22 protein-coding genes are annotated in these 24,868 nt (G+C 37.9%); 7 read left to right on the forward strand and 15 right to left on the reverse strand.

Annotation, left to right across the window (positions count from 1 at the left end; genetic code table 11):
- The first annotated feature begins 74 nt into the window (after positions 1-74).
- Together BR30_RS0131510 and BR30_RS0131515 are read left to right on the forward strand one after the other, a co-directional pair.
- On the forward strand, positions 75-1,445 hold the full coding sequence (locus tag BR30_RS0131510; RefSeq protein ID WP_026568521.1) for an MATE family efflux transporter: 1,371 nt from the start codon (positions 75-77) through the stop codon (positions 1,443-1,445).
- A 165-nt stretch (positions 1,446-1,610) separates the two neighbouring features.
- On the forward strand, positions 1,611-2,048 hold the full coding sequence (locus tag BR30_RS0131515; protein WP_026568522.1) for a YfmQ family protein: 438 nt from the start codon (positions 1,611-1,613) through the stop codon (positions 2,046-2,048).
- Positions 2,049-2,118: 70 nt separating this feature from the next.
- Here the strand turns inward: BR30_RS0131515 and BR30_RS0131520 are convergent, their stop codons facing one another.
- The 5 genes from BR30_RS0131520 to BR30_RS0131540 all read right to left on the reverse strand — a co-directional run bounded on the left by BR30_RS0131520 (position 2,119) and on the right by BR30_RS0131540 (position 7,690).
- On the reverse strand, positions 2,119-3,381 hold the full coding sequence (locus BR30_RS0131520) for an FtsW/RodA/SpoVE family cell cycle protein (RefSeq protein ID WP_026568523.1): 1,263 nt from the start codon (positions 3,379-3,381) through the stop codon (positions 2,119-2,121).
- Between the two features lie 7 nt (positions 3,382-3,388).
- The gene (locus BR30_RS0131525) at positions 3,389-3,796 is read right to left on the reverse strand and encodes a PadR family transcriptional regulator (protein WP_026568524.1); all 408 of its coding nucleotides are present in this window, start codon (positions 3,794-3,796) and stop codon (positions 3,389-3,391) included.
- On the reverse strand, positions 3,796-4,332 hold the full coding sequence (locus BR30_RS0131530) for a sigma-70 family RNA polymerase sigma factor (RefSeq protein WP_026568525.1): 537 nt from the start codon (positions 4,330-4,332) through the stop codon (positions 3,796-3,798). The genes BR30_RS0131525 and BR30_RS0131530 overlap by 1 nt, the downstream gene beginning before the upstream one ends.
- 152 nt (positions 4,333-4,484) lie before the next feature.
- Entirely contained in the window at positions 4,485-5,987 is a 1,503-nt protein-coding gene (locus BR30_RS0131535; protein WP_026568526.1) for a malate:quinone oxidoreductase, read from the reverse strand.
- 386 nt (positions 5,988-6,373) lie between these two features.
- Positions 6,374-7,690, reverse strand: coding sequence for an MFS transporter (locus tag BR30_RS0131540; protein ID WP_035446453.1), 1,317 nt, complete (start codon positions 7,688-7,690; stop codon positions 6,374-6,376).
- A gap of 476 nt (positions 7,691-8,166) precedes the next feature.
- On the opposite strand from BR30_RS0131540, the gene ttdA reads away from it, so the two are divergent.
- The 3 genes from ttdA to BR30_RS0131555 are packed head-to-tail and all read left to right on the forward strand — an operon-like array spanning position 8,167 to position 10,547.
- Positions 8,167-9,078: a L(+)-tartrate dehydratase subunit alpha gene (gene ttdA / locus BR30_RS0131545; RefSeq protein WP_231507880.1), complete on the forward strand. Its 912-nt coding sequence runs from the start codon at positions 8,167-8,169 to the stop codon at positions 9,076-9,078.
- Complete coding sequence (gene ttdB / locus BR30_RS0131550; RefSeq protein ID WP_026568529.1) at positions 9,075-9,686, forward strand: L(+)-tartrate dehydratase subunit beta; 612 nt, start codon at positions 9,075-9,077, stop codon at positions 9,684-9,686. The genes ttdA and ttdB overlap by 4 nt, the downstream gene beginning before the upstream one ends.
- A 57-nt stretch (positions 9,687-9,743) precedes the next feature.
- The gene (locus tag BR30_RS0131555; RefSeq protein WP_026568530.1) at positions 9,744-10,547 is read left to right on the forward strand and encodes a fumarylacetoacetate hydrolase family protein; all 804 of its coding nucleotides are present in this window, start codon (positions 9,744-9,746) and stop codon (positions 10,545-10,547) included.
- 206 nt (positions 10,548-10,753) lie between these two features.
- Here BR30_RS0131555 and BR30_RS0131560 read toward each other — a convergent pair whose 3' ends face one another.
- The 4 genes from BR30_RS0131560 to BR30_RS0131575 all read right to left on the reverse strand — a co-directional run bounded on the left by BR30_RS0131560 (position 10,754) and on the right by BR30_RS0131575 (position 15,502).
- On the reverse strand, positions 10,754-11,788 hold the full coding sequence (locus tag BR30_RS0131560; protein WP_026568531.1) for a bifunctional inositol 2-dehydrogenase/D-chiro-inositol 1-dehydrogenase: 1,035 nt from the start codon (positions 11,786-11,788) through the stop codon (positions 10,754-10,756).
- A 98-nt stretch (positions 11,789-11,886) separates the two neighbouring features.
- Entirely contained in the window at positions 11,887-13,314 is a 1,428-nt protein-coding gene (locus BR30_RS0131565) for a sugar porter family MFS transporter (RefSeq protein WP_051633870.1), read from the reverse strand.
- A 27-nt stretch (positions 13,315-13,341) separates the two neighbouring features.
- Positions 13,342-14,256 (reverse strand): myo-inosose-2 dehydratase, encoded by a 915-nt coding sequence (iolE, locus tag BR30_RS0131570; RefSeq protein WP_026568533.1) that lies wholly within the window; start codon positions 14,254-14,256, stop codon positions 13,342-13,344.
- A gap of 379 nt (positions 14,257-14,635) precedes the next feature.
- Complete coding sequence (locus BR30_RS0131575; RefSeq protein ID WP_197032448.1) at positions 14,636-15,502, reverse strand: helix-turn-helix domain-containing protein; 867 nt, start codon at positions 15,500-15,502, stop codon at positions 14,636-14,638.
- Between the two features lie 272 nt (positions 15,503-15,774).
- Between BR30_RS0131575 and BR30_RS0131580 the strand changes: the two genes are divergently transcribed.
- Positions 15,775-16,638: a sugar phosphate isomerase/epimerase family protein gene (locus tag BR30_RS0131580; RefSeq protein ID WP_026568535.1), complete on the forward strand. Its 864-nt coding sequence runs from the start codon at positions 15,775-15,777 to the stop codon at positions 16,636-16,638.
- 254 nt (positions 16,639-16,892) lie between these two features.
- Positions 16,893-17,063 carry a hypothetical protein gene (locus BR30_RS37165; RefSeq protein WP_155929004.1) on the forward strand — a complete coding sequence of 57 codons (171 nt, stop codon included), beginning with the start codon at positions 16,893-16,895 and terminating at the stop codon, positions 17,061-17,063.
- A 76-nt stretch (positions 17,064-17,139) separates the two neighbouring features.
- On the opposite strand, the gene BR30_RS0131590 is transcribed toward BR30_RS37165, so the two are convergent.
- From BR30_RS0131590 to BR30_RS0131615, 6 genes are all read right to left on the reverse strand, one after another.
- The gene (locus BR30_RS0131590; protein WP_026568536.1) at positions 17,140-18,048 is read right to left on the reverse strand and encodes an AraC family transcriptional regulator; all 909 of its coding nucleotides are present in this window, start codon (positions 18,046-18,048) and stop codon (positions 17,140-17,142) included.
- A 96-nt stretch (positions 18,049-18,144) separates the two neighbouring features.
- Positions 18,145-19,086 (reverse strand): sugar phosphate isomerase/epimerase family protein, encoded by a 942-nt coding sequence (locus BR30_RS0131595; RefSeq protein ID WP_026568537.1) that lies wholly within the window; start codon positions 19,084-19,086, stop codon positions 18,145-18,147.
- A gap of 30 nt (positions 19,087-19,116) precedes the next feature.
- Positions 19,117-20,139 (reverse strand): Gfo/Idh/MocA family protein, encoded by a 1,023-nt coding sequence (locus BR30_RS0131600; RefSeq protein WP_026568538.1) that lies wholly within the window; start codon positions 20,137-20,139, stop codon positions 19,117-19,119.
- 34 nt (positions 20,140-20,173) lie between these two features.
- Entirely contained in the window at positions 20,174-21,604 is a 1,431-nt protein-coding gene (locus tag BR30_RS0131605; protein ID WP_026568539.1) for a sugar porter family MFS transporter, read from the reverse strand.
- 293 nt (positions 21,605-21,897) lie between these two features.
- Entirely contained in the window at positions 21,898-22,926 is a 1,029-nt protein-coding gene (locus BR30_RS0131610) for a LacI family DNA-binding transcriptional regulator (RefSeq protein WP_026568540.1), read from the reverse strand.
- Positions 22,927-23,296: 370 nt separating this feature from the next.
- Positions 23,297-24,718: a sugar porter family MFS transporter gene (locus tag BR30_RS0131615; protein WP_026568541.1), complete on the reverse strand. Its 1,422-nt coding sequence runs from the start codon at positions 24,716-24,718 to the stop codon at positions 23,297-23,299.
- Positions 24,719-24,868 lie beyond the last annotated feature (150 nt).

Below are 24,868 nucleotides of genomic sequence, written 5' to 3' on the forward strand. Positions count from 1 at the left end.
TTTTATTTTAAATTAGAACAAATATAGTTAGAATAGGTTTTATATGACTTTAAGTAAAGAAGAAGGAGAATCAATTGACTGTAGAAAACAATAAGTACCAGGACCAATCATTATTTAGCATCACGTGGCCTCTTTTTATCGAAATATCGCTTCATATGGGTATGGGAATCGTTGCTACGTTAATTTTAAGCGGATACTCAGACAAGGCAGTGGCAGGAGTTGGCGTAGCCAATCAGATAATTAATATATTTATTTTAGCTTTTAACGTCACAGCCATTGGAGCAACTATCCTGATCGGTCAAAATTTGGGGGCGAACCGATTAGACCGGGCACGACGCCTTGCAAGGTCTGCCTTTGGGGTGAACTTCTGGATTGGTGTTGTGATGACCATCATTGTAGTTGCATTTGGCGGTGTGTTTTTAAAATTTTACGGACTGAGTGGGGAAGTTTACGATTTTGCTTACACCTTCCTATCTATCATAGGGCTGTCTCTATTCCTCGAGGCCATTGCATTAGCATTAAGTGCTGTTTTGCGCAGCTACGGACACACAAAAGAAACCATGGTCGTTACGGTTATCATGAATGTGATTAGTATGGTCGGTTCCTTTATTGCCATTAAAGGATGGTTCGGCCTTCCTGTAACAGGTGTTGCCGGGGTTGCCTATGCTATGTTTGCTGCCCGGATCTTTATCATTGTCGCACTTTTTTATTTTGTTTATAGGCAACTAGCTTTAAAGTTTCATACGAAAGATTTGTTTAAAATTAATCAAACGGATGTTAAGGGGCTACTTTCGATTGGGATCCCATCTGCTGGAGAAAACCTCTCTTATCAATTTTCACAAGTGGTGATTACAAGCTTTGTAGCACTAACCGGGGATGCTGCGTTAGCAGCACGTGTGTATATTTTAAATATATCCATGGTTTGCTTCCTATTTACATTTGCAATTGGCCAAGGGACACAACTGTTGATTGCCCGTTATATCGGAGCCAAACAATATGACCGTGCCCTAAAAAGGGGCCTTAAGACTTTAAAAATTGCCGTGATTGTTTCGGCAGCTGTTTCACTTGCGGTTGCTTTAATCGGCAAGCCAATTTTAACTATTTTTACAACCGATGCTGACATAATCGCTATCGCTCTCCCAGTATTGTGGGCGATTGTGTTCATTGAACCGGGCCGGGCCATGAATATCGTTCTCATGGGTTCTTTAAAATCAGTCGGTGATGTACGCTTCCCTGTTGTCATCGGAATAATCAGCATGTGGGGAATTGCAGTCGTCTTAAGTTACTTTTTCGGAATTACACTTGGTTTAGGACTGTTAGGAATTTGGCTTGCTCAAGGATTGGATGAATGTATCAGAGGATTTTTTGCCCTTAAGCGCTGGGTCTCCAAACCTTGGTTAAAGAAGACAGTGGTCGAACAAAATTTACCATCAAGTATGTCATAAATGACTTGGTAACTCTCGCTAACATGGCTGCCGAAATGGCGGCCTTTTCTATTTGTACTATCTGGACAGAAAGTGGATGGTACATTTTCAGATAAATTGGATGGTTAACAATTCATCCGGATGAGATATTATTAACCTATTAATCTTTAACGGAGATGATGGAAAATGACATGGGCTGTAGTTTCGATAATTATCATAAGTACTATTAAAATATTAGTGACCTGTCTTCCAACTGGACCAGTGGAATGGCTTATAAAAAAATTTGAAATTCATTCAAAACTTAATGAAACAGACGTCACCATAACCATTGACGGAAAAAACTTAGCAGGTGAAGACAAACTTCAAGTTATCCATTACTTTAACGAAGCTACCTATTTGAAGCAGCATTATATATATCCAGGGACTGAGGAATTATTTTTACATCCCGAAAATAGTCATACCCCTTTGGTTATTGATACGAAAAGTGGCAAAAATGATGTTCGATTATTTGTTTTCAGATACAACGATCGCATTGATGTAGTCAAACAGTACAAGAAGAAGGTCATTGCTTATAGTCTATCTTCCGATCATCTTCAAAAAAGTGGCTTGGAAGTACAATACTAATTTTACTTTGATATGAAAATGAACACGGAAGCCTTTTCCAGTGTTCATTTTTTTCTATTACTTTTTTTAATTACCCGGTTATTCTGGTTAAATCCTTTCGGCGATAGACGCTTAAGACAATTCCAATTAAAATAGCATTTAGTAGTGTTGGCATTAATCCATAGCTGATAAATGGCAAGGACATCGAAATTAATGGGAACACCCCTAATGTCATTCCGATATTAGTGGCTAACTGGACGAAATATAGAGCAACAGCACCGATGAGAAGAAGTTTGCCATACGAATCTTTTATCCTGCTTGTGATCACAATGATTCTGGCGGCAAATAGGAACAGAATCAACAATAGCGCAAAGGCTAAAAGCCAGCCGTAATAATAGGTAAAGCTCACAAAGACGAAATTGGTGTGGGCTTCGGGAATAAATTCTTTGTTCATGGAGTGACCAAACCAGCCTGCTTTTGACAGAAATTCTTTCACACGCAAGATCATAAATCCTGGTCCATCCGAATATTCTTCCGGATTTAAGTAGGCCAACAATCGATCTTTTTGATAAAATCCCAAAAACTTCCACGAAATAATACTCACGAACAAGAAACAAAAAACGGATACTCCCCAGATTAATAGAACAATTTTCCGACTAAACTTGCTCCACCAAAGCATCGAAAAGACCATAATGGTGTAAATGTAGGTGGTAGAAATACTTGGTACCGTAAGTAGTAACATGAATGGCAGAGAGAATAATAGAATAAACTGCCAGACCTTCAGCCTCTCAAGATTAAATAAGGAAGCCCAGGCAAGGAAGAAGAATGGTAACGCCATGATACTTTCAATCGTTAACGGTCCAATCCTAAGAAGTGGAAGTCCATTAATCGTGGTGTTTGAAAATAGTCTTAACACCAGAAGAATCAATACCCCAATGGAATAAAATAACCAGCCTTGCTTCTTTAACTTCCGATAATCCATTAGCATGATCCCTATAACGAATCCACAGCCGATTAAAGTAATGATGACTTTAGAGGCTAACAAATATTCACCCATACCGCCAATTGAGAACAATGGTAAAAATCCGAGCCCGAAAATGGTCACTAAAAGAGCCACCAGAATCCAATCTACCTTTGGCCGATGAAGTTTATTGAGCTGCTGCCCTAATTGAACCGGACTTCCCATTTGCTCTACCGCTTTTTCTTCAGCATCTACTTCTGCAAGTCCCTTCTCTATCCAAATATTTTTCGCTTCCTTTACATGATAATTCAATTCATCTGTTACATATTGCTTTGCTTCCTTGGATTTGATTTGAGCGATGACTTCATTTAAAAAGATTTGTTTTTTATTCACAAACGCCTCACCTCTCAAATAATTCTTTCCATACCACTTGGTTTTTGGCTTGTCTTTTATCAGCTTTCCGCAACACTTTTCGTCCTTTATCAGTTAACTGATAATACTTAGCCTCATCTTCCGTCCATACTGATTGTATTGATCCGGACTGTTCTAATCGATGTAAAAGAGTGTATAAAAAACCTTCGTTGTCTTCAAATTTTCGGATATCTCTTCCTCGCAACTGCTTCGTTAATTCGAAACCTGTTTTTTCATGAACAAGCAGCTGCATAACCGCTACTAATATGTCCTCGTCAGTTTCGGCTGGTTGATTAATTTTTCCAAGGATATTTCTGCGATGCTTCTCTGTAAAGTTCAATTGAGAAAACGTTCGTTGATCCATGGCCTTTTTTAAGTTCTTTAAACGGTCCTCCATCACCATTCCTCCAATCGTTCTTTCAGAAGTTCCTTTGCCCGTCTGAGCCTGGTTTTAACGGTGTTAGCTCCCACATCTGTTACTGCGGCAATTTCCTTAATGGGTAATTCCTCATAATAAAAGAGATAAATGACTTCCCTATATTTAATAGGAAGGAGCATGATCGCAGAAATCAATTGATCATCCTCTTGCCTTTGGATAACCGCCAGCTCAATCATTTCCTTTTTCGTCGTGTTGTTTAACGGCTCCTCTTCAGTAATCACAACATTCTTGTTGTACCAGCTTTTCAGAAAATCCTTGCAATGATTGATGGCAATCCTCCATAACCAAGTTCGTAACTTCGATTTGCCTCTATATGTATGGAGTCCTTTATAGCACTTAACAAATATATCCTGAGTCAGGTCTTCCGCGATGGAACGATTATTTACATAGGAAAAAACCAAGTGGAGGACTTCCTGTCCATACATGTTCATAATTTCATCAATAAGTAATTCTTTATCTTCTGTTTCTAATACTTCCAAAGTCAGTTCTTCCATGTCTCCCCCTCCTTCCTAAATAATAGACGAAGTGTTCATGGATAAAGTTTTTTAAAAATAATAGTTTTTGGAAAGGAAAACCGTAATCTAAAAAAAAAAACGCCAATTGGCGTTTTTTCTACTTCTATTAACTGATTTCTGCATCCTCAGAATTAACTAAACACAAGCTCTTTTTCGCTTAGTCCAAGTGTCTGCTCTGTTGAATTATGAATTTCATGCAGAAGTTCTGGATTTTTCATTAGTGACATGCCATATGAAGGTATCATTTCTTTGATTTTCGCTTCCCACTCTTTGATATGTTGCGGGAAACATTTTTTGATTACCTCAAGCATAACGTGAACGGCAGTGGAAGCGCCTGGTGAAGCGCCTAGTAACGCTGCGATTGAGCCATCAGCTGCAGTAATCACTTCCGTACCAAATTGAAGTGTTCCTTTTCCGCCTGCTTCGGTATCTTTGATTACTTGTACACGTTGTCCGGCTACTACTATATCCCAATCCTCTGTTTTAGCATTCGGGATAAACTCTCGTAACTCTTCCATACGCTGTTCTTTCGTTAACATCACTTGTTGAATCAGGTATTTTGTCAATGACATCTCTTTTGCACCTGCAGACAACATAGTCAAAACATTATTCGGTTTGACAGAAGTGATTAAATCCATATTTGAACCGGTTTTTAAGAACTTTGGTGTGAAACCGGCAAATGGTCCAAATAGCAGCGATTTTTTATTATCGATAAATCTCGTGTCAAGATGCGGAACAGACATTGGCGGAGCACCAACCTTAGCTTTGCCGTATACTTTTGCATGATGCTGTTCTACAACTTCTGGATTGTTACATACCATGAATAGCCCGCTTACTGGGAATCCTCCGACATGTTTTCCTTCTGGAATACCCGATTTTTGCAGCAAATGCAGGCTTCCTCCTCCGCCTCCGATAAAGACGAATTTTGCCTTATGGCGTTTGACTGTACCACTAAATTGATTCTGCACTTTCAATTCCCATTGGCCGTCATTTGTACGTTTGATACCGTTAACACTATGATTATAGTTTATCTGGACACTTTTACTCTCTAAGTGTTCAAACAACATGCGTGTTAATGCACCAAAGTTGACATCTGTTCCAGAATCAATTTTGGTTGCCGCTATCGGTTCATTCAATGTACGGCCTTCCATGATCAGCGGAATCCATTCGATCAGTTTATCATGATCATCAGAGAATTCCATTCCTTGAAACAAAGGATTTTTTGACAGCGCTTCAAAACGTTTCTTTAAAAAAGCTAGGTTTTCTTCCCCTTGTACTAAACTCATATGTGGCAAGCGTTTGATAAAGTCTTGTGGATTATCGATCAGTTTGCTTTTTACTAGATAAGACCAAAATTGCATGGAAACCTGAAACTGTTCATTAATTTTTATCGCTTTACTAATATCTAGAGTTCCATCTGGTTTTTCAACTGTGTAATTAAGTTCACAAAGTGCCGCATGCCCTGTTCCCGCATTATTCCATTCGTTAGAGCTTTCCTCACCTGCGTTTTCGAGTTTCTCATACACAGTAATTTCCCATTCTGGTACTAATTCTTTCAAGAGTGTCCCAATAGTCGCACTCATGATTCCGGCACCAATTAAAATGACGTCTGTTTTTGTTTCTCCGTTGTTCATTTTAACCCACCTTTTCCACTGAAATTTGGCAGAAAAGATGTAGGTGTTACACCAAGGTAATGCGCGACCTAATCACACACCTTTTCTGTCTCAAAAGTATTTCTATATAAAATTATTTAATATTAATATATCTACTATTATTATATGATAATTTTAAATTATTTAAAAGGTATTGAAAAGTGAGAAGTCTTTCCACAAGGTCTTTTATTGATATTTCTTCCTTAGTTGGGGACAATGGGGGCTAAAAAACCCGATTTTCCATAGTCGGAAGATCGGGTTTTCGTTAGATAAAATAGTGTTCAATTCTTTTATCAGTGCATACGAAGGTCCCTCCATATTAAAAACAGCCAAGCTGTTGGAGTACCACACTTGGCTGCATTTTATTTTTACTCTTTCAATTCAGGGGGTAATTCTATCCGTTCTACTTTGTTCACGATGAAAATATAAGATAATGCTCCGATTAACAAGACTGCACCAATAAAGAACAAGGCAGCACTAAAGGAATGCGTTGTACTCAAAATATATCCAACTACAATTGGAATCACGATACCGGCCAAGTTACCTGATGTATTAAAGATTCCACCGCTCAATCCAAGGATTTCTTTAGGTGACATATCGCCAACAAGTGTCCAAGTGGCACCAGCCATCCCTTTGGCGAAAAAGGCAACCGACATGATCAGCATGATGAGCGCCGCAGAAGAAGTATAGTTAGCCAGGACAATTATACTTGAAAACAAGAATCCGATTATAATCGGTGTTTTACGTGCTACACCAAGTGACTTTCCACGCTTTAACAACCAGTCGGAAATATATCCGCCGACAATACCACCTACAAAGGCACCTGCGTACGGAAGGGAAGCCATAAAGCCAACCTTAAGCATGGACATATGTTTTTCTTGTACAAGATAGGTAGGGAACCAAGTCAAAAAGAACCAAACAATCGTATTGAGGCAAAATTGCGCAATATAGATTCCGACCATTTGTCGGTTGGTCAACAGCAGTTTGGCATGAGCCCACCTGATTTTGATTGGTTTATCCCCTGCATTCGCCAATCCGCCGCCTTCTATAATATAGTCAATTTCTGCCTCATTAGCTTTTGGATGTTTTTTCGGTTCATGGATAAACTTAAACCAAAATAGCGAAACTACAATTCCGGCCACCCCTGCAACGATAAAAACCATATGCCAGCTATATTTCTGTAAAAGCCAAGCCAGTATAGGAGTAAACAGAGCAAGTCCAAAATATTGAGCAGAATTATACACAGATACCGCCCTGCCTCGTTCATTCTGTGGAAACCACATGGCTGTCAATCTGCTATTCCCAGGAAACGAAGGAGCTTCTGCAACCCCTACGACAAATCTTAGGATGAATAACATTAGGAATCCGCTAGCCCATCCTTGGAAAAAAGTAAATAATGACCATACAAACAATCCAACTCCATAAACAACACGGGCCCCAAAGCGATCCAATAACCATCCGCCTGGGATTTGTAAAAAGGCATATGCCCAGTTAAACGCTGAGAAAGCGATTCCTAGTGACACCGCATCCAGCGCAAGATCTTTGCTCATTACAGGTGCAGCAACACTTAGTGCCGAACGGTCAATATAATTGATTGCGGTAGTAATAAATAAAATAACCAAAATAGAATAGCGTACATTTGTTTTTTTCGTCATTGCTTTCAATTCTTGTAAGTTAACACTCATAAATTTCCCCCCTAAAAGATAGTATTACAAACAAACATTTTGTTAAGCATTATCTAGGGTGCATTAATTACTTTTTTGGACACTTTATCCAGGTGATCTATTAGACAGATCCCTACTATTACCAATCTCATCTGATAGGAAAGTTCCTATAAGAAAAAACGATCACCAGATTCTTAACCCCCTCCCATTACATATTCGTATTATTTTTCAGGTGAAAACCCTTACACCAATTATTACTTAACGTATACATTAATGTCAATATATTATTTTTAGTTCCATATACTCATATATTAAAAGACACAAAAAGGACACAATAAATTAAGGGTTTTTGAAGCATCGCTGTCAAACTTTCTTTTTTAAATTCAAAAAACCTATTGACGTTAACGTATACATTGATTAATAATTAACACATAAAGTCAGTCACACCATCACTAAACTAACTGGGTTACGAACTAACCATAAAAAGGAGAGTTATTATGAACGCTATTATGGAAAAAACACAGCAAAAAGAAAAGATGACTAATCTGATGTCAAAGTTTATATCCCTTGTCAGCTACAAACTTCCTGATGATGTGGAAAATAAGCTGAAAGAGCTGAGCGAAGGAGAAGATAATCCTCTTGCAAAAATCATCTATAAAACTATGTTTGATAACCAGAAGCTTGCCTTTGAGTTAAAGAGACCTTCATGTCAGGATACAGGCGTTCTTCAGTTTTTTGTGAAATGCGGAGAGAACTTCCCTTTGATCGGGCAATTAGAAAGCATTCTAAGAAATAGTGTCTTTCAGTCAACCAAGGAAACACCTTTGCGCCACAATTCTGTAGAGACATTCGATGAGTATAATACAGGAAAGAACATCGGGAACGGTTCACCAAGTATCTTCTGGGAGATTGAAGAAGACAGTGACAAAGTGGAAATCTACACTTATATGGCAGGTGGCGGTTGTACCCTTCCTGGAGTAGCAACAGTTCTAATGCCCGGTGAAGGCTATGAAGGCGTAGTAAAGTTTGTTCTTGATCGCATGACAAGTTATGGACTTAACGCCTGCCCTCCACTTCTTGTAGGTGTTGGCGTCGGTACTTCTGTTGAAACAGCGGCATTAAATTCAAAATTAGCCCTTATGAGACCTGTTGGAAGTCAAAATGAAAATGAAAATGCTGCTAAGATGGAAAAACTTCTTGAAGATGGAATTAACGCGATTGGCCTTGGACCTCAAGGACTTAAGGGTTCTAAATCCGTCATGGGTGTAAACGTTGTCAATACGGCAAGACATCCTTCTACGATTGGAGTTGCAGTTAATACCGGATGCTGGTCCCATAGAAGAGGAAAGATCACATTTGACAGTAATTTAAACTATGAAATTAGTACTCACGAGGGGGTAACACTATGAGTAAGAAAGTATTAACAACACCTATAAAAGATGAAGATCTTAAGGATATCCGAATCGGAGACATTATCTACCTAACGGGCACAATTGTTACTTGCAGGGATGTTGCCCACAGAAGACTCATTGAAGAAAAAATTCCATTGCCTGTAGACCTTAGGGGGAAAGCTATTTTCCATGCTGGTCCAATTGTTAGAGATCTTGGAAATGAACAATACGAGATCGTCTCTATTGGCCCTACAACCAGTATGAGAATGGAAAAGTTTGAAAAGGAATTTATCGAAGAAACAGGTGTTAAGCTCATTGTTGGAAAAGGTGGAATGGGGAAGAACACTGAAGAAGGCTGTAAGACTCACAAAGCACTGCACCTCGTTTTTCCAGCCGGAAATGCCGTTTTTGCGGCAACAAAGGTTGAAGAAATTAAAGAAGTACACTGGAAAGACCTTGGCATGCCTGAATCTCTTTGGGTCTGTGAAGTGAATGAGTTCGGTCCACTGATTGTTTCCATTGACGCAGAAGGAAATAACGTCTTTGAAGAAAATAAGGTGGAGTTCAATAAAAAGAAGGACGAACAAATTGAGTTAATCAGCCAGCAGGTAAGATTCATCAAGTAATTTCTCTATAACATTATATCTTTTGGATATTTTATCTATAGATGGAGATGGTTTGGTATGGTAATGCAGGTACTACAAAAAACACAAACGATAGTTCGCTATCAGAATGATCACGATGAAGTATATTACGGAATTGTTGAGGATGATGAAATTTTACAGTTGTCTAGTAATTTTACTGAAGTTCTAAACAATGAACTAAAATTTGATGGCGTAAGAGTTAAATATAGTGACGTGAAAATTTTAGAGCCTGTAGCACCCTCAAAAGTGGTTAATTTCGGCTGGACATATGCTGCACATGCAAAAGAAACTGGAGGGAAGGCCAATCTCAAAGAACCGTTTTTGTTTTTAAAGCCGGCATCTTCCTTGATTCCAGATCAAGGGGAAATCATTCTTCCTTCAAGTGATTTAACCAAGCAGGTGGAATTGGAAGGCGAAGTGGCACTTGTTATTGGTAAGCGCGGCAAAAATATAAAAGAAGAAGAGGCATTGGATTATGTTTTTGGCTGTACGATATTTAATGATGTAACGGCAAGAGATCTGACAAAAAAGGATCCCCAGTTTACACGAGGCAAGGGGTTTGACACTTTTGGTCCATTAGGTCCGTGTATCGTGACGGGTATAGATCCAACTAATTTGCAAATAGTTACAACCTTAAACGGAAAAGTCGTACAAGATGGTAATACGAATCAGATGTCACTTTCAATCCCTTACCTCATCAGCTGGATTTCACAGGTTATGACACTGGAGCCAGGTGATGTATTGGCTACTGGTTCACCTTCCGGCAGTTGTCCAATGAAGTCAGGTGACATTGTTTCTGTGGAAGTAGAGAATATTGGGAAACTATGTAATTATGTAATATAGTATTTTATTAACCAGGGCTGCAGCGGATTTCTTGAAAATCTCTGCAGCCCTTTACTTTTTGGTTCACTTATTTAGGCATAGATCGGATAATTTGTAATATTTCACTAAGGCTTACAACTTAATTTTAAAAAAACAAATAGTCAAGTATTGTTATATAAACCTATAACAATACTTGACCAAAAAACTACCTAATCCTGTTCAAAAAATTATACCGTTTGAAGTTCTTTTTCACTATAAAATGCCGGTCTTTCTTGAAGTTCAATAGATTCTTTCTCACCCGTTTGCTGGGCTTTGACACATGCATCAGATGTTACTGCTGCTATATAGCCATCCCATGAGGTTGGTCCTTGAGGCTCACCTTTTTTAGTAATTGAATCAATAAAGTCCTGGATTTCAACATCGTATGCGTCCATAAAACGGTATTTCCAATCTGTTAAAATCGTTGTGCTTAATTTTGCATCTTTTCGCATAACAACACTTGGAACTTCCGGCAATTTTGCAATTCCATCTTCACCAATAACTTCACATTGGATGTCGTAGCCATATTTGCAATTTACAAATACTTCTACATTCATTACAATGCCCCCAATTGTTTCAATTGTAAATAATTGCGGATCTTGTAATTTTTCATGTGAATATTTTGTTTTCTTTGGAAAAACCACTTGAACGGATTTATAGTCGTCATTAACCAGCCAGTGAAGTACATCAATTTCATGGATTAATGTATCTTGAACTGCCATTTCAGTAACATAGTTTTCATCAACTGCCGGGTTACGGTGTACAGCACGAATCATTAAAGGTTCACCGATTTCATTGTTGTCAATAACTTGTTTTAATTGAACATATCCGTTATCATAACGGCGCATGAAACCAACCTGAACCAACTTCTTACCCTGCTTCATTTCTTCTTCCACGATTCTCATACAGCCTGCAGCAGTAGTGGCTAATGGTTTTTCACAAAATACATATTTACCAGCCTCAACAGCAGCTACTACTGTTTCTTCGTGTGCAGGACCCCAGCTTGTAACAAGTACAGCATCAACATTCGGGTCTGCAATAAGTGCCTTATCGTCTGGATATACGACTGCATCTAATTGATACGTTTCAACCGTTTGCTTAGCGGATTCCTGATTAACGTCCGTAACAGCAACAATTCTGCCCCCGGATAATTTATTTGTAATTCTATTAATATGCTCTCTTCCAATTGCACCTGTTCCTACTACACCAAATCTTAAAGTCATGTTGATACTCTCCTTTATGTTTACGTATTTAATGTGATACATCTAGACAACGCTTTCATTTAATAGTTAATTCATCATTCAATCATTGTTTTATAAGATTATTGATTGGAAGCTTGTTGTTGACTTTCTTGTCCATAGTTACGGAAATAACTTTCTAACTGCTCAAGTGACTTTCCTCTTGTCTCTGGCAAAATTTTATTCACAAATATAATGGCGGCAATTCCACACACAGCGAAAATGAAGAAGGTGATCGATAAGCCCACTGCACTAAGTAATATTGGGAAAAATAACCCAACAAGGAAGTTTGTGATCCATAAGCAGAAAACCGTAACACCCATTCCAAGTCCGCGTAATTTTTGCGGGAAGATTTCCGATAACATTAGCCAGGTGACCGGAGAAATAGCTCCCTGTTGGAATGCAAGGAAGGTAACAGTCAAACTGAGAACAACAAACGGAAGTGCTGGAGATCCCTTAAGTACAAACGAGAATAAACCAATTAAGGCAAGAGCTGCTGTTGTTCCCGTCAATCCAGCAATAAGCATCGGACGTCGACCAATTCTTCCTAAAAGCCAGATCCCGACAATAGTTGCTACTACTGAGATGACACCATTAGCAATATTCCCGATCAGTGCTGCATTAGTTGAAAAACCTGATTTTTGAAGAATTTGAGTACCATAATACATGATGGAATTAACACCTGTTATTTGTTGTACAATCGCAATACCAATTCCAATCCCGATAATCCGGCGGACCCATGGTACATTTAAATCCTTAAATGTTGCATGCTGCGTCCCTGACTCTTGATCAATATTATTTTTAATCTCATCAAGTTCCGATTGGGCACGGTTTGCTTCACGTATTTCTTTAAGGACTCTTAGTGCATCCCCCAGTTTTCCTTTTGATGCCAGCCAGCGCGGGCTCTCTGGAACCGCTAACATTCCAAACCATAAGACCACAGCCGGAAGTGAAGCAATCACTAACATATAACGCCAAACATGTGAAACCCCTTCACCAAACGTATTTCCAAGAATGGCATTAAATACAAACGCTAACAGTTGACCGGAAACAATCATTAATTCGTTCTGGGTAACCATCCTTCCCCGCATCTCAGCCGGAGACATTTCCGCTAAAAAAGATGGCACCATTACGGATGCAGCCCCTACCGCTAAGCCCAGTAAGAATCGGAAGACAATCATCACACCAGCAGACGGTGAAAGGGTACATCCTATTGCTGCTATAAAGAATAGTAATGCGAGATTAAGAATCATTTTGCGGCGGCCAAAACGATCTGATAAACGCCCACCAAATACTGATCCAAGTGCCGCCCCGAAAAGAAGTGAACTTGTAACGAGACCTTCAGTAGCCGGTGTTAGATTTAGCTGGTCCGGTTTAGCCATAAATGGCAATGCTCCGTTGATAACACCTGTGTCATATCCGAAGAGAAGTCCTCCGAAAGTGGATATAACTGTAATCTTCTTTAAAGCCTTTTTGTAATCTCGTGGTTTTTCAATCGCCTGATTACTCATATGCTCCCTCCCCAGGGTTCGTTTTTTTTAACCTGTAATCAATGAACCATTTTCTAACGGAATTAATTCTTCATTAATGTAATTACGGGCTTTCAACGCATACTCCAACGGATGTGCAACTGAGGGGTCTTGTTCTGCTTCAATGACAATCCAGCCTGAATAATTCGTTTCCAAAAGCTGCTTGTATACTTCTGTAAAATCAATGCAGCCATCACCAGGAACGGTAAACATTCCTGCCAAAAAGGATTGTAAGAAGGACTTTCCTTCTTTATCACATTGTTCTTTTACCGCTGGACGCACATCTTTAAAATGAACGTGATGAATACGATTGATATGGCTAGTTAATAGAGTCATATAATCAGCATCGGATACAAAGATATGACCGGTATCATACAGCAAATGAACGTGATTCGGATCCGTGTTTTCCATCAGACGATTAATTTCGGCTAATGTTTGTACGCCCGTCCCCATATGATGGTGAAAAACTAGCTTCAAATCATATTCTTCAGCAATTTTTCCTAATTCATCGAGTCCCTGGCATAACTGATCCCATTCTTTATCTGTGAAGGATGGTTTTTCTTTGAAGACATTCTTCTCTGTACCTTGAATACTATAGGTTTGTTCTGATACAACAGCAACAGCTGCGTTAACCGCTTTCAAATACTCGCAATGTTTATGGAAAGCTTGCGATGCTGCTTCCACACCGTCGCGAATAATAAAACTGCTAAACCATTGTCCGGCAATTTTCAAATTGCGAAGTTGAAGCTCTTTGTTCAATACTTTAGGTTCTGGAAAAAAGCCGCCAACTTCTGTTCCCTCAAAGCCTGCTACTACAATATCACTTAGTAAGTGGGACAAGGTATTTTCTGCCCCAATTTCCGGGATGTCATCATTGCGCCAACCAATTGGAGCAATCCCCCATGAGATTTTTTTATTTTCCATCGTTTAACCTTCTTCCTTTTAAAGTAGGACTGTTTAACCGGTTGACCTTATTTTATAAATTATGGAGAATCGATGTATTATAGAAAATTGCTATCAAATTCTCAATTCTTGCTAAACTTTTATAAAGTTATCAAAAATTAACAAAAAGATATCCACATAAATGGATATCTTTTTAAAAATATGCTCTATCAAATTGGGCTGTTGATCTCCGCTCCAGGCGCTCAGCAAACCCGCGGGCGTGCCGGAGAGCCTCCTCGGCGCTGATAGCGCCTGTGGGGTCTCCCCTGCCCCGTACTCCCGCAGGAGTCGAGCACCTTCCGCTCCAATCAACAGGGGTAAAAAACAACAATATCTTTTAACATAACCTAAAATAGATAATTTAAAAACAAAGTTTTCTAAACTTTCCGGGAGTGATGCCCCCAGTAGATTGGGAGAACACTCTAATAAAATGGCCAATACTATTAAATCCGCAATCCATGCTTATTTGCTCGATGGAAAGATTGGTTTCTACCAATTGATTCTTCGCTTGGATCAATCTGTAATTTAGTACATATTGGTGAGGGCTGGTTCCTATGTACTTTTTAAACGTACGACAAAAATGATAGGTACTTAAATTGGATATTTCACTCAGCTGGTCGACGGAAATTTTAGATGAATAATTCTCACTTATATAAGTCAGTACAGCCTGAATTTCGGTGGGTACTGCCTTTGCAACGTTTGCACCTCTGTTTTCAAACGTATTCCGGGTGCTCTCTACTAAATTACCAAGCAGTTTATAAATTTCTAGGGATATTGTAAAGTCAATTTCCTGGTTCGATGCGATTAGGGATAAAATATTGGGAATATTATTTTGTTCACTCGTCAGCCTAAACGTGCAGCCCTTTCTTTTGTATAACTCGTTATACATAGCTTGTGTGTGACTACCTGTAAAGTGAATAAATTGGAAGGTCGTTTCTTCCAATGCATAGTAGTTATTTTTTTCTTTACAATCTAGAAGAACAATATCATCTTTCGAGGCTACAAATGATTGGTCAAGATAGTGGAACTGCATCGATCCTTTTTTTATAAAAAAAATGATAAAGGAGTTCATGTAATCACGAGTAATACTGTAAGGAACCTCTACTATATATTCACCGCCCCATAGGACATAATGATATAATTCTTTCGTTAAAGCGGAAGGTTCATAAAAATATAATCCCTTTTTTGACCTGATGCCCGGTTCTACTTTTGGAATATAGAAATTCACTTTTTCACCTCTCACCTTATTGTAAACACTAACATTACTAAATATAGTATATTTTATCCTGACCCAAAAGTAATGGTCCATTTTTAGGAACTTTTCAACTATTCTATATTCTTTGAGTATCGTGCAAAGCATTAATTCATAACCAAAAGTTATCAACTAAATTATAAAATAGCACCAAAACACAATTTTAGAGCAAGATTATATAGAGTAAATAAAGAAAATTTCTATTAAACTGAAATCGCATACATAAGTTGAAAAATGGAGGTTTACCAATGAAATTATCATTTAATGAAGGAACAACATTCGAAAGTGCTTCTCTTCAACAGAATTTAGAGTATTGTGAAAAACACGGTTACGATTTTATCGAAATTCGTTCAATTGATCAGTTAAAAGATTATCTTAAAGAATATACATTAGATGATTTAAAAGCCTATTTTGATACCCATCATCTTAAACCACTTTCATTGAACGCATTATGCTTTTTTAATAACCGTACGAAAGAAGACGAAGAGAAGATTATTGAGGAATTCAAAGAATACTTGGAGATTTGTAAAAAAATAGATTGTCCATATATTTGCGTGGTACCATCTAATATCGATGTGACGGAAAAAGGAAAAACATTGACGGAAGAAGTAAATGCAAGTTGTATTCGAGTTTTAACTCATCTATCTAATTTAGCTGAACCATACGGAGTAAAGATTGCGATTGAGTTTATCGGCATTCAGGAAAATACAGTTAACACATTCGCACAAGCATACAGTATTGTAAAAGCGGTTGATCGAAATAATGTGGGTCTCGTGTATGATACTTTCCAATTTACTGGAATGGGGTCAAGATTAGAAGATGTAACAGATGAAACAGCTGATAAATTGTTTATCTTCCATATCAATGATGTTGAAGATTATCCGATTGGCCAAATGCGTGATAGTGACAGAGTATGGCCTGGGCACGGTGTTATTGATTTAGAAGCGCATTTGAAAAGATTAAAAGAATTGAATTATGATTTTGTCGTATCCGTTGAATTATTCAGACCAGAATATTATCAAATGGATCCTGAAGAAGTCATAAAAAAAGCAAAAGAAACAACCTTGGAAGTATTGGAAAAGTACTACTTTAATCAAGCTATTTATAATTAATCGAAAGGCATAAAGGATCTTTTGTAGAAAAAGTCCTTTATGCCTTTTTTAATTACCATTCATTCTATAAAACTCACAGATCCGTTAACGTACATGTAAAAAAAGAGAAATATTGAGAATAATTCATATTTACACGCTTTCATTATAAATGTTAGCGTTTTTTTCATGCATGTTTTCGTTTTCATCACGATTGCTAAAGGGACTCACAAGGTACAATATTAAATTAACCAATTTATTCCTAGGGAGGAATCATGATGAAAAGAATAATGGAATTCATTCAACATACAATGCAATCTTTTAGAAATTCAATGGACCAATATGGAGAAGCACGAATTGTTTTTTATGAAAGTATGTCTGCTTTAAGCGAAAGAAAAATAACCTCATTTAACGAAGCCTATACAAAAAAACGCGGAGCGGCCCTCTAGACCATCTCCGCGATACAGTTATTCATTTATTTTTAAGGTTCAGCAACAGAATTTTTCTTACCCATAAAAAGTGGAGTCAGTTAGCCAAAAAAATCGTGTTTTTTTTATCTACAAACACAGACCGAAAACGACCAGGTGAAATTTGCATCATTGAAGTAAAAACACGAGTAAAATATTGGACAGAAATAAAACCAGTTTCCTCAGAAATTTCTTTTAATGATAAATTTGACTTTTTAAGTAAGGTGACCGCTTTTTTTATTCTTTCATCCAAAACATATTTTGAATAACTTACTCCTAATTCTGACATAAATATTCGTGATAAATGCCTTCCTGATATGTGCAAATGTTTAGCCACTTCAGTAAGTTTTAAGGGACTTGATAAATTATCATGTATATATAATTTCGCTTGAGTAAGGAGGACAGAAAAACTCTCTGAAACCATTCGTTGTTTACTGTGATTTAATGGTGGAACAAAATTTTCTATTATAGAGAGAATGAGGGAATGAGCCATGCTTGATAGCATTTCTACAAAAAAAGCATGTTCTTTCATTGTTGCTTGGATCAGCAAAGATTTCCAAAGTAAAGTAGTGGGTGTATCATCACTATGATGTAATACTACCACCTGTTGTTGTTTAATCGCTTCTATGATCCTTATCCATTCTTCACTTGATTCAGATTCAATTAATTCAAATGCAACATATAGTAAGAACAGACCGTTCTCGCTTTTTATTTGATGCAAAACTTCCGGCCGTGATAAAAAAAGTGTGTTCTTATGGAGCGGATAACTATTATTATATTCAATATACGTTCCTTCCCCATCAACCACAAAGCATACTTCAAAAAAGGAATGTTTATGTAATTGATTGTCATAATGCTTGGGCATTACTCCCCAATAATGCACTTGAAAAGACGCACCATTTTGATTTAAACGGTGAACATATTCATTCAAAGAACTTTTTCCAGATACAAATTTATTTAAATCCAACAAAGGCACTCCCCTTCAATTAAACCTCATCTAAAAAAAGTAGAGATGTCATAACCATCTCTACTTTTTTAGGTGCAAATGAATTAAATGTTACTCTCAAAAACTAAGAGTTTGTTTTAAAGCATCAACTGAAGTTCTGATACCCGCCTCAACAGACATGGTAAGATCCTCCATTTCAAGTGAAACTTCACCGTTATATCCCATCATACGAACAACAGAGAAGAATTCTTTCCACCATTGCAAATCTCGACCGCAGCCGACAGCCACATAATTCCATGCTCTATTTGCTGTATCCGTAACCTCTTTTGTTTCCAATACGCCATTAATAGCAGATAAATGTCTTTCAAGTCTTACATCTTTACCGTGAACATGGTGAATAGCAGCTCCTAATTCTCTTGCTGCAATAATTGGATCTGCACCCATCCAGATTAAATGGCTTGGGTCTAAATTCAAACCAACAATAGGTCCGACGGCATTCCGCAATCTAAATAATGTTTCTGGATTATAGACTAATTGCGAACTGAAATTTTCAAGAGCAATTTTTTCGACACCGCATGATTCAGCCTTTTTCACTAACTCTTTCCAATAAGGTATGGCTACCTCATTCCATTGATAATCCAAAATCTCTTTTAATACAGGGGGCCAGCTGACTGTATAAGTAATCCAGTTAGGAATTTTATCTTCCGGGCTTCCTGCCGGCAGACCACTCATCATAATGACCTTCTTAACACCAAGTAAACCGGCTAATTCCATGGTTTTTTCTGTTACGTCTCTGTGCTCTTTTCCAAGTTCACCTGGATCTAAAGGATTCCCGGAACAATTCAATGCGCAAAGCTTAATATTTCGCTTTTCTAATTCACCTAAAAATTCACTTCTTTTTGCTTCACTTTCCAGCAATTCATTTAAACGTAAATGTGGAGCCGGTGACCATCCTCCTGTTGTCATCTCAATGGTATCAATCCCCATTTCAGCAACAGCATCCAACATTTTTTCAAAAGGCAAATGGCCTAAGCTATCCGTTACATATGACAATCTCATATTAAAAACCTCTCTCAATCTAGTTTATTTTTATGCCAAAACTAAGCTATTTTTATATAAAGCTGGACATTCATCAAGTTGAATTTGAACACGTTCCCCAGTATCTCTTGCCTTTGAACAAGCCGTAGAAGTAATCGCCGCTACATATCCATCCCAAGCATTAGGTCCATTTAATTCATCTGCCTTCACGGAATCAACCCAAAGCTGAAATTCTCTATCATATGCCTTTACAAAGCGATCCTTCCAATCAGATGATACTTTTGTAAAATCTTTACCCTCCGTACGAACACTTGAAAAAGCTGGATCCGTTAAAGATACCATTCCTTCTTCACACAATACTTCACATTTTATATCATATCCGTAATGGCAATTTACAAAGATTTCAATATCAATATGAATGCCCGACTCTGTTTCTAAAATGACAATCTGAGGATCATGTAGCTCCTTATGTGCACTTGATGTTCTTTTTGGCAAAATAACTTGTGCCGACACATAGTTCTCTTTCAGTAACCATCTTAATACATCAATTTCATGAACAACTGAATTCTCAACAGCCATAGGGGTAGTATAGCTTTCATCTACTCCTGGATTTCGGTGAGCACAGTGAAGCATTAGTACTTCTCCAAGTTTTCTGCTATCAAGCATTTCTTTTATTTCTTCGTATCCTCTATCGTATCTCCTCATATATCCTACTTGAACTAATTTTTTACCCAGTTTTATTTCTTCATCAATAATTCTTTTACAGCCCTCCGCTTCTACAGCTAAAGGTTTTTCACAAAATACATATTTTTTATTTTTTATAGCTTCTAAGACATAACCTTCATGTGTTGGATCCCAAGAGGTAACGACAACTGCATCAACCTCAGGCAATTGAATTAGCTCTTCTCCAGATTCTACAAATTTAGCACCAACTTCTTGAGCAATTTGTTGCGCTCTTTCCACATTTATATCAGAGACTGCAACCACCTTTGCTCCCTTAGTTTTATATGTAAGTCTTTGAATATGATCCATCCCAATTGCACCCGTACCAATAACACCAATCTTTAATTCCACAATAAACACTCCTTATTTATAATTTTTCCAGTTATTATTTTGATGCTGCAGCTTTCTGATCAACATGAACTTCATCATAGGTGCGGAAGTAACTTTCAATCTCCTCAAGAGAGCGGCCCTTTGTTTCAGGCATCATCTTCCAAATAAAAGTGATAGATACCAACCCTACTGCCGCGAAAGCAAAGAATGTTCCTGATAAGCCAACTTTGTCGATTAATATTGGGAAAAAGAAGCCAATCACAAAATTTGTTATCCAGAGGAAGAAGACGCTAATCCCCATGCCAAGTCCTCTCAGTCTTAACGGGAATATCTCTGAGAGCGAGACCCATAATACCGGCCCAATGGCTCCCTGCATGATCGCTAGAAACGTGACTGTAAGGGAAAGTATTACATATGGAAGGGATGCATTCCCTTTCAGAAGGGAAGAAAACACTCCAATAAGTAAAAGTACCGTTGTTGTTCCTGTTAAACCCCATAACATCATGGAACGACGTCCAACTTTTCCAAGAAGCCAAATTCCGACGAAGGTTGCCAATACCGAGATCACCCCATTAGCAACATTACCAATAAGAGCGGCTTTAGTAGCAAATCCAGCTTCTTTCAGAATTTCAGAACCATAGTACATAATCGAGTTAACACCTGTAAGCTGTGACGACATGGCAATTCCAATCCCAAGAACAACGATGCGTCGCACCCAAGGCACGCCCAAATCTTTCATTGTTGCTTTCTCAATTTCAGATTCTGAAGCAATTGCAGCTTTAATTTCTTGCAATTCTGCTTGGGCCCTGTTTTCATCGCGTACTTGTTGGAGAACACGTAAAGCTTCCCCCATTTTTCCTTGTGATGCCAGCCAGCGCGGGCTTTCAGGTACTATTAGCATTCCAAACCAAAGGACAACGGCTGGAAGTGTTGCTACAACTAGCATGTAACGCCAAACGTGATCATTTTCACCCAATGTTGATGCAATGGTGGCATTAAGCGCGAAAGCTAGAAATTGTCCAGTAACAATCATTAACTCGTTCTGAGTAACCAACCTGCCCCGCCGTTCGACTGGTGCCATTTCTGCTAAAAAGGTTGGAACTGTAACTGAGGCCCCACCGACAGCCAGACCAAGTAGAAAACGAAAAACAAGCATAATACCTGCATTTGGTGAAAGGGTACATCCTAGCGCTGCAATAAAGAATAATAATGCCAGACTAAGAATATTCTTTCGTCGGCCGTTACGATCTGACAGCCTACCGCCAAATACTGCCCCAAGCGCAGCTCCGAAAAGAAGTGAACTCGTAACAAGTCCTTCTGTTAACGGATTAAGATTGAGCTGGTCGGGTTTCGCCATATAAGGAAGTGCACCGTTGATTACACCGGTATCATATCCAAACAGCAGTCCCCCGAATGTCGATACTAAAGTAATGATCCGTAAAAATGCCTTTGGAGTACGCCCCTTCTCAGTTACCTGATTTGCCATAAGTATTTCTCCCCCACATTTTAATGTTTTATATGAACTTCCGAGCCATTAATGTATGTTTCATAGGGTCTCTTTAGGCTCAATTACGCATACGCTTGCATTATTGTTTTAAAAAAAACGGTTCATCTAGTCACGCCTTTTTACTAGTTTCCATAGATATCCTTTTAATTACCATCGTTTTATGCATACGCTTGCATTTGTTCCTAAAAAAATAGTTAGTGACCAATTTTCATCTTTGAAAGAATCTTAGAATTCATGCATACGCTTGCATTAATGGGAGAAAAAGGAGTAAGTTAGACTTTTCCTCCGCAAGATTCTCTTATAACTAATGTAGGACTAATTTCTAGTTTTTGTTTCATAGTTGATGTTGAATTTAATCTCTCTATTAACCGTTTACATGTTAGGGTTGCAATTTCTTTTATCGGTTGATGGATGGTTGATAGATATGGTTTATAGAAAGTACATAACTCAATATCATCAAATCCTATCACGGCTATCTCATTAGGAACCTTTATATCCAGTTCCTTCAATGCCGAGATCGCCCCCAGTGCCATTAAATCATTCTGTGCAAAGATGGCCGTCACGTCTTTTAAAATATCCATATTATCCTTTATCAAGCGGTAACCCGACTGGAAAGTCGTGTCTCCATAAAATAATTTATCACTATCATACTGGAGATGATGATCCTTAAACGCAGCTTTAAAGCCTTCAGTCCTTTGTTGAAACTCGTTGCCGCTGATATTAGCTGACAAACACATGATGTTCCTATGACCTAGTTTAATTAAGTGGTCACCGGCAATATACCCGCCTTTGTGCTGGTCTACACAAACAAAATCTACATCCTTTGTTTTATAAAATGGCGGTAAATACTTACAGAAGATAAAAGGGACTTCCGTTTTTTCTAGTGCTTCTATGGATTTATCATCTAAAGACGGCTCCATAATAATCAGTCCATCTACTTTCTTTGCAGCAATGAATCTTTCGATATTATTTTGTTCTGTAAACCTATTCTCAAAAAATGAGCTAATAACATCCATTTGCATCTGTTCAAGACTTTCGATAATTTCATTCTGCCATGAGCTAAAGTACACTTCTATCCCCTGTCCAAATAAACTTTTAGGTAAAATGACACCTATTGTATTGGTTTTATTCGCACTTAAGCTTCTTGCATTAGCATTAAATTGAAAACCATGCTCTTGTGCGATTTTCCAAACTTTTCTCTTGGTTTTCTCTGAAATCATTGGACTGTCATTTAAACATCTGGAGACAGTAGATTGACTCACATTCGCCATTTTTGCAATATCTTTCGTGGTGATTGCCATAATAGCTTTTTCGCCTCTTTATGATCTATTTATTATTAGACTACGCATACGTATGCGATTTGAATTATAGTTTATAATATTCAGTCTATAAAATCAATAAAGAGGTCACTTTATCCCCCCCCCTTTTTAGCTATTTTAAAGAAAAGTTATTCAACAATTTATTTTTTGGTTAACTGTTGAATAATCTATGGGTAAATATTAATATTAAAAACGCTTTCAGTCAACAGTTGTTTTCAAAATTTATCAAAAATTTTAAAAAGCCCCTTTTTGTGAGACAATTTTACTGTCTGCACAAAAGGGACAATCTCAAATGAACATCTATACTTTTAATTTTGAGATTAATAAGATTCCATGCTCCAACACTACTATTCTATGCCTTCATTTTAAAATTCTCTTCTATTTGTTCAAGCGAAAGGCCTCTAGTCTCTGGCAAGTTTTTCGCTACAAACACTACCCCAATGAATCCAAACACAGCAAATAAGAAAAATGTTCCTGAAAGCCCGACAACCTCTAAAAGCGTAGGGAAAAATAGACCTACTATAAAATTGCAAAGCCATAAGAACAATGTTGCAATTCCCATACCAACACCACGTATGCGCGCAGGAGAAACTTCAGCAATAATCAGCCATCCTAAAGGACCAATTGCCCCTTGGAAGAAGGCTAAATATAGGACTGTCAGCGATAATACTGCAAATGGCAAGACAGATGAACCAGCAAGTGCGAAAGTAGAGATACCAATCGTAATAAGAACAACTGTTACACCCGTTAAACCTGTAAGCAGCATGGTTCGTCTGTTAATTTTGTTCGTGAGAGACATACCAACGATTACAGCTATAACGGCGATTAATCCATTTGCCACGTTTGCAATCAAAGCAGTTTTTGTTCCAAAACCGGAACTTTCAAGAATTTGTGTTCCATAATACATAATGGAGTTTATACCGACTAACTGAGATATTGATCCAATTATAACCCCTATTAATACCATCTTTCGAATCCAAGGTATTCTTAAATCTTTTAGTGTTGCCTTTTCCATTTTTTGCTCTGCTTGGATACGTGCTTTTATTTCATTTAATTCTTGTTGTGCTGTACTCTCATTACGAATCATTTGAAGCACTTTTAGTGCTTCGGCCATTCTTCCTTTTGATGCTAACCAGCGAGGACTTTCTGGTAAAATAACCACTCCAATCCATAAAGCCACAGCTGGTAATGTTGCAATGACTAACATATAACGCCAAACATGGCCTGTATCACCGAAGGTATTTCCGATGACTGCATTAAAGATATAAGCTAGAAACTGTCCAGTTACGATCATCAATTCATTTCGAGTAACCATCATGCCCCGCCGGTCCGAAGGAGACATTTCTGCAAGATACGATGGTATGATCACGGAAGAACCACCAACAGCAAGTCCGAGCAAAAATCGGAATATAATCATGATGGATGCATTTGGTGCAAGAACGCAGCCTATTGTTGAAAATAAAAATAAGATTGCTAGATACATGATTAGGCTTCTGCGCCCTTTTTTATCAGATAACCGACCTCCCGTTATTGAACCAAAAGCCGCACCTAGGATTAATGAACTCGCTACTAACCCTTCTGTAAAAGCAGTAAGATTTAATTGGTCTGGTTTAGCCATAAATGGAAGTGCCCCATTAATGACTCCTGTATCATATCCAAATAATAGCCCCCCGAATGTTGATACAGTCGTAATTAATTTTAAGAACTTTTTTGGGTTCTTTTGCTGGACATGTTCCAGTTGAACTGTACTCTCAGAAACATTGAGATTTTGCATGTTACATTTCCCCTTTGTCTAATGGCTTGATAACATTTTCTTCTGCCAGATTCCTTGATTAAGTCAGAATGGAAAAATTAAAGACTCCCATGTAGATTCTTGCTACTTCGATTAATCTAAAACGCTTTCATTTCGCTTTTTTAAAAAATA

This window comes from Bacillus sp. UNC41MFS5, assembly GCF_000686805.1.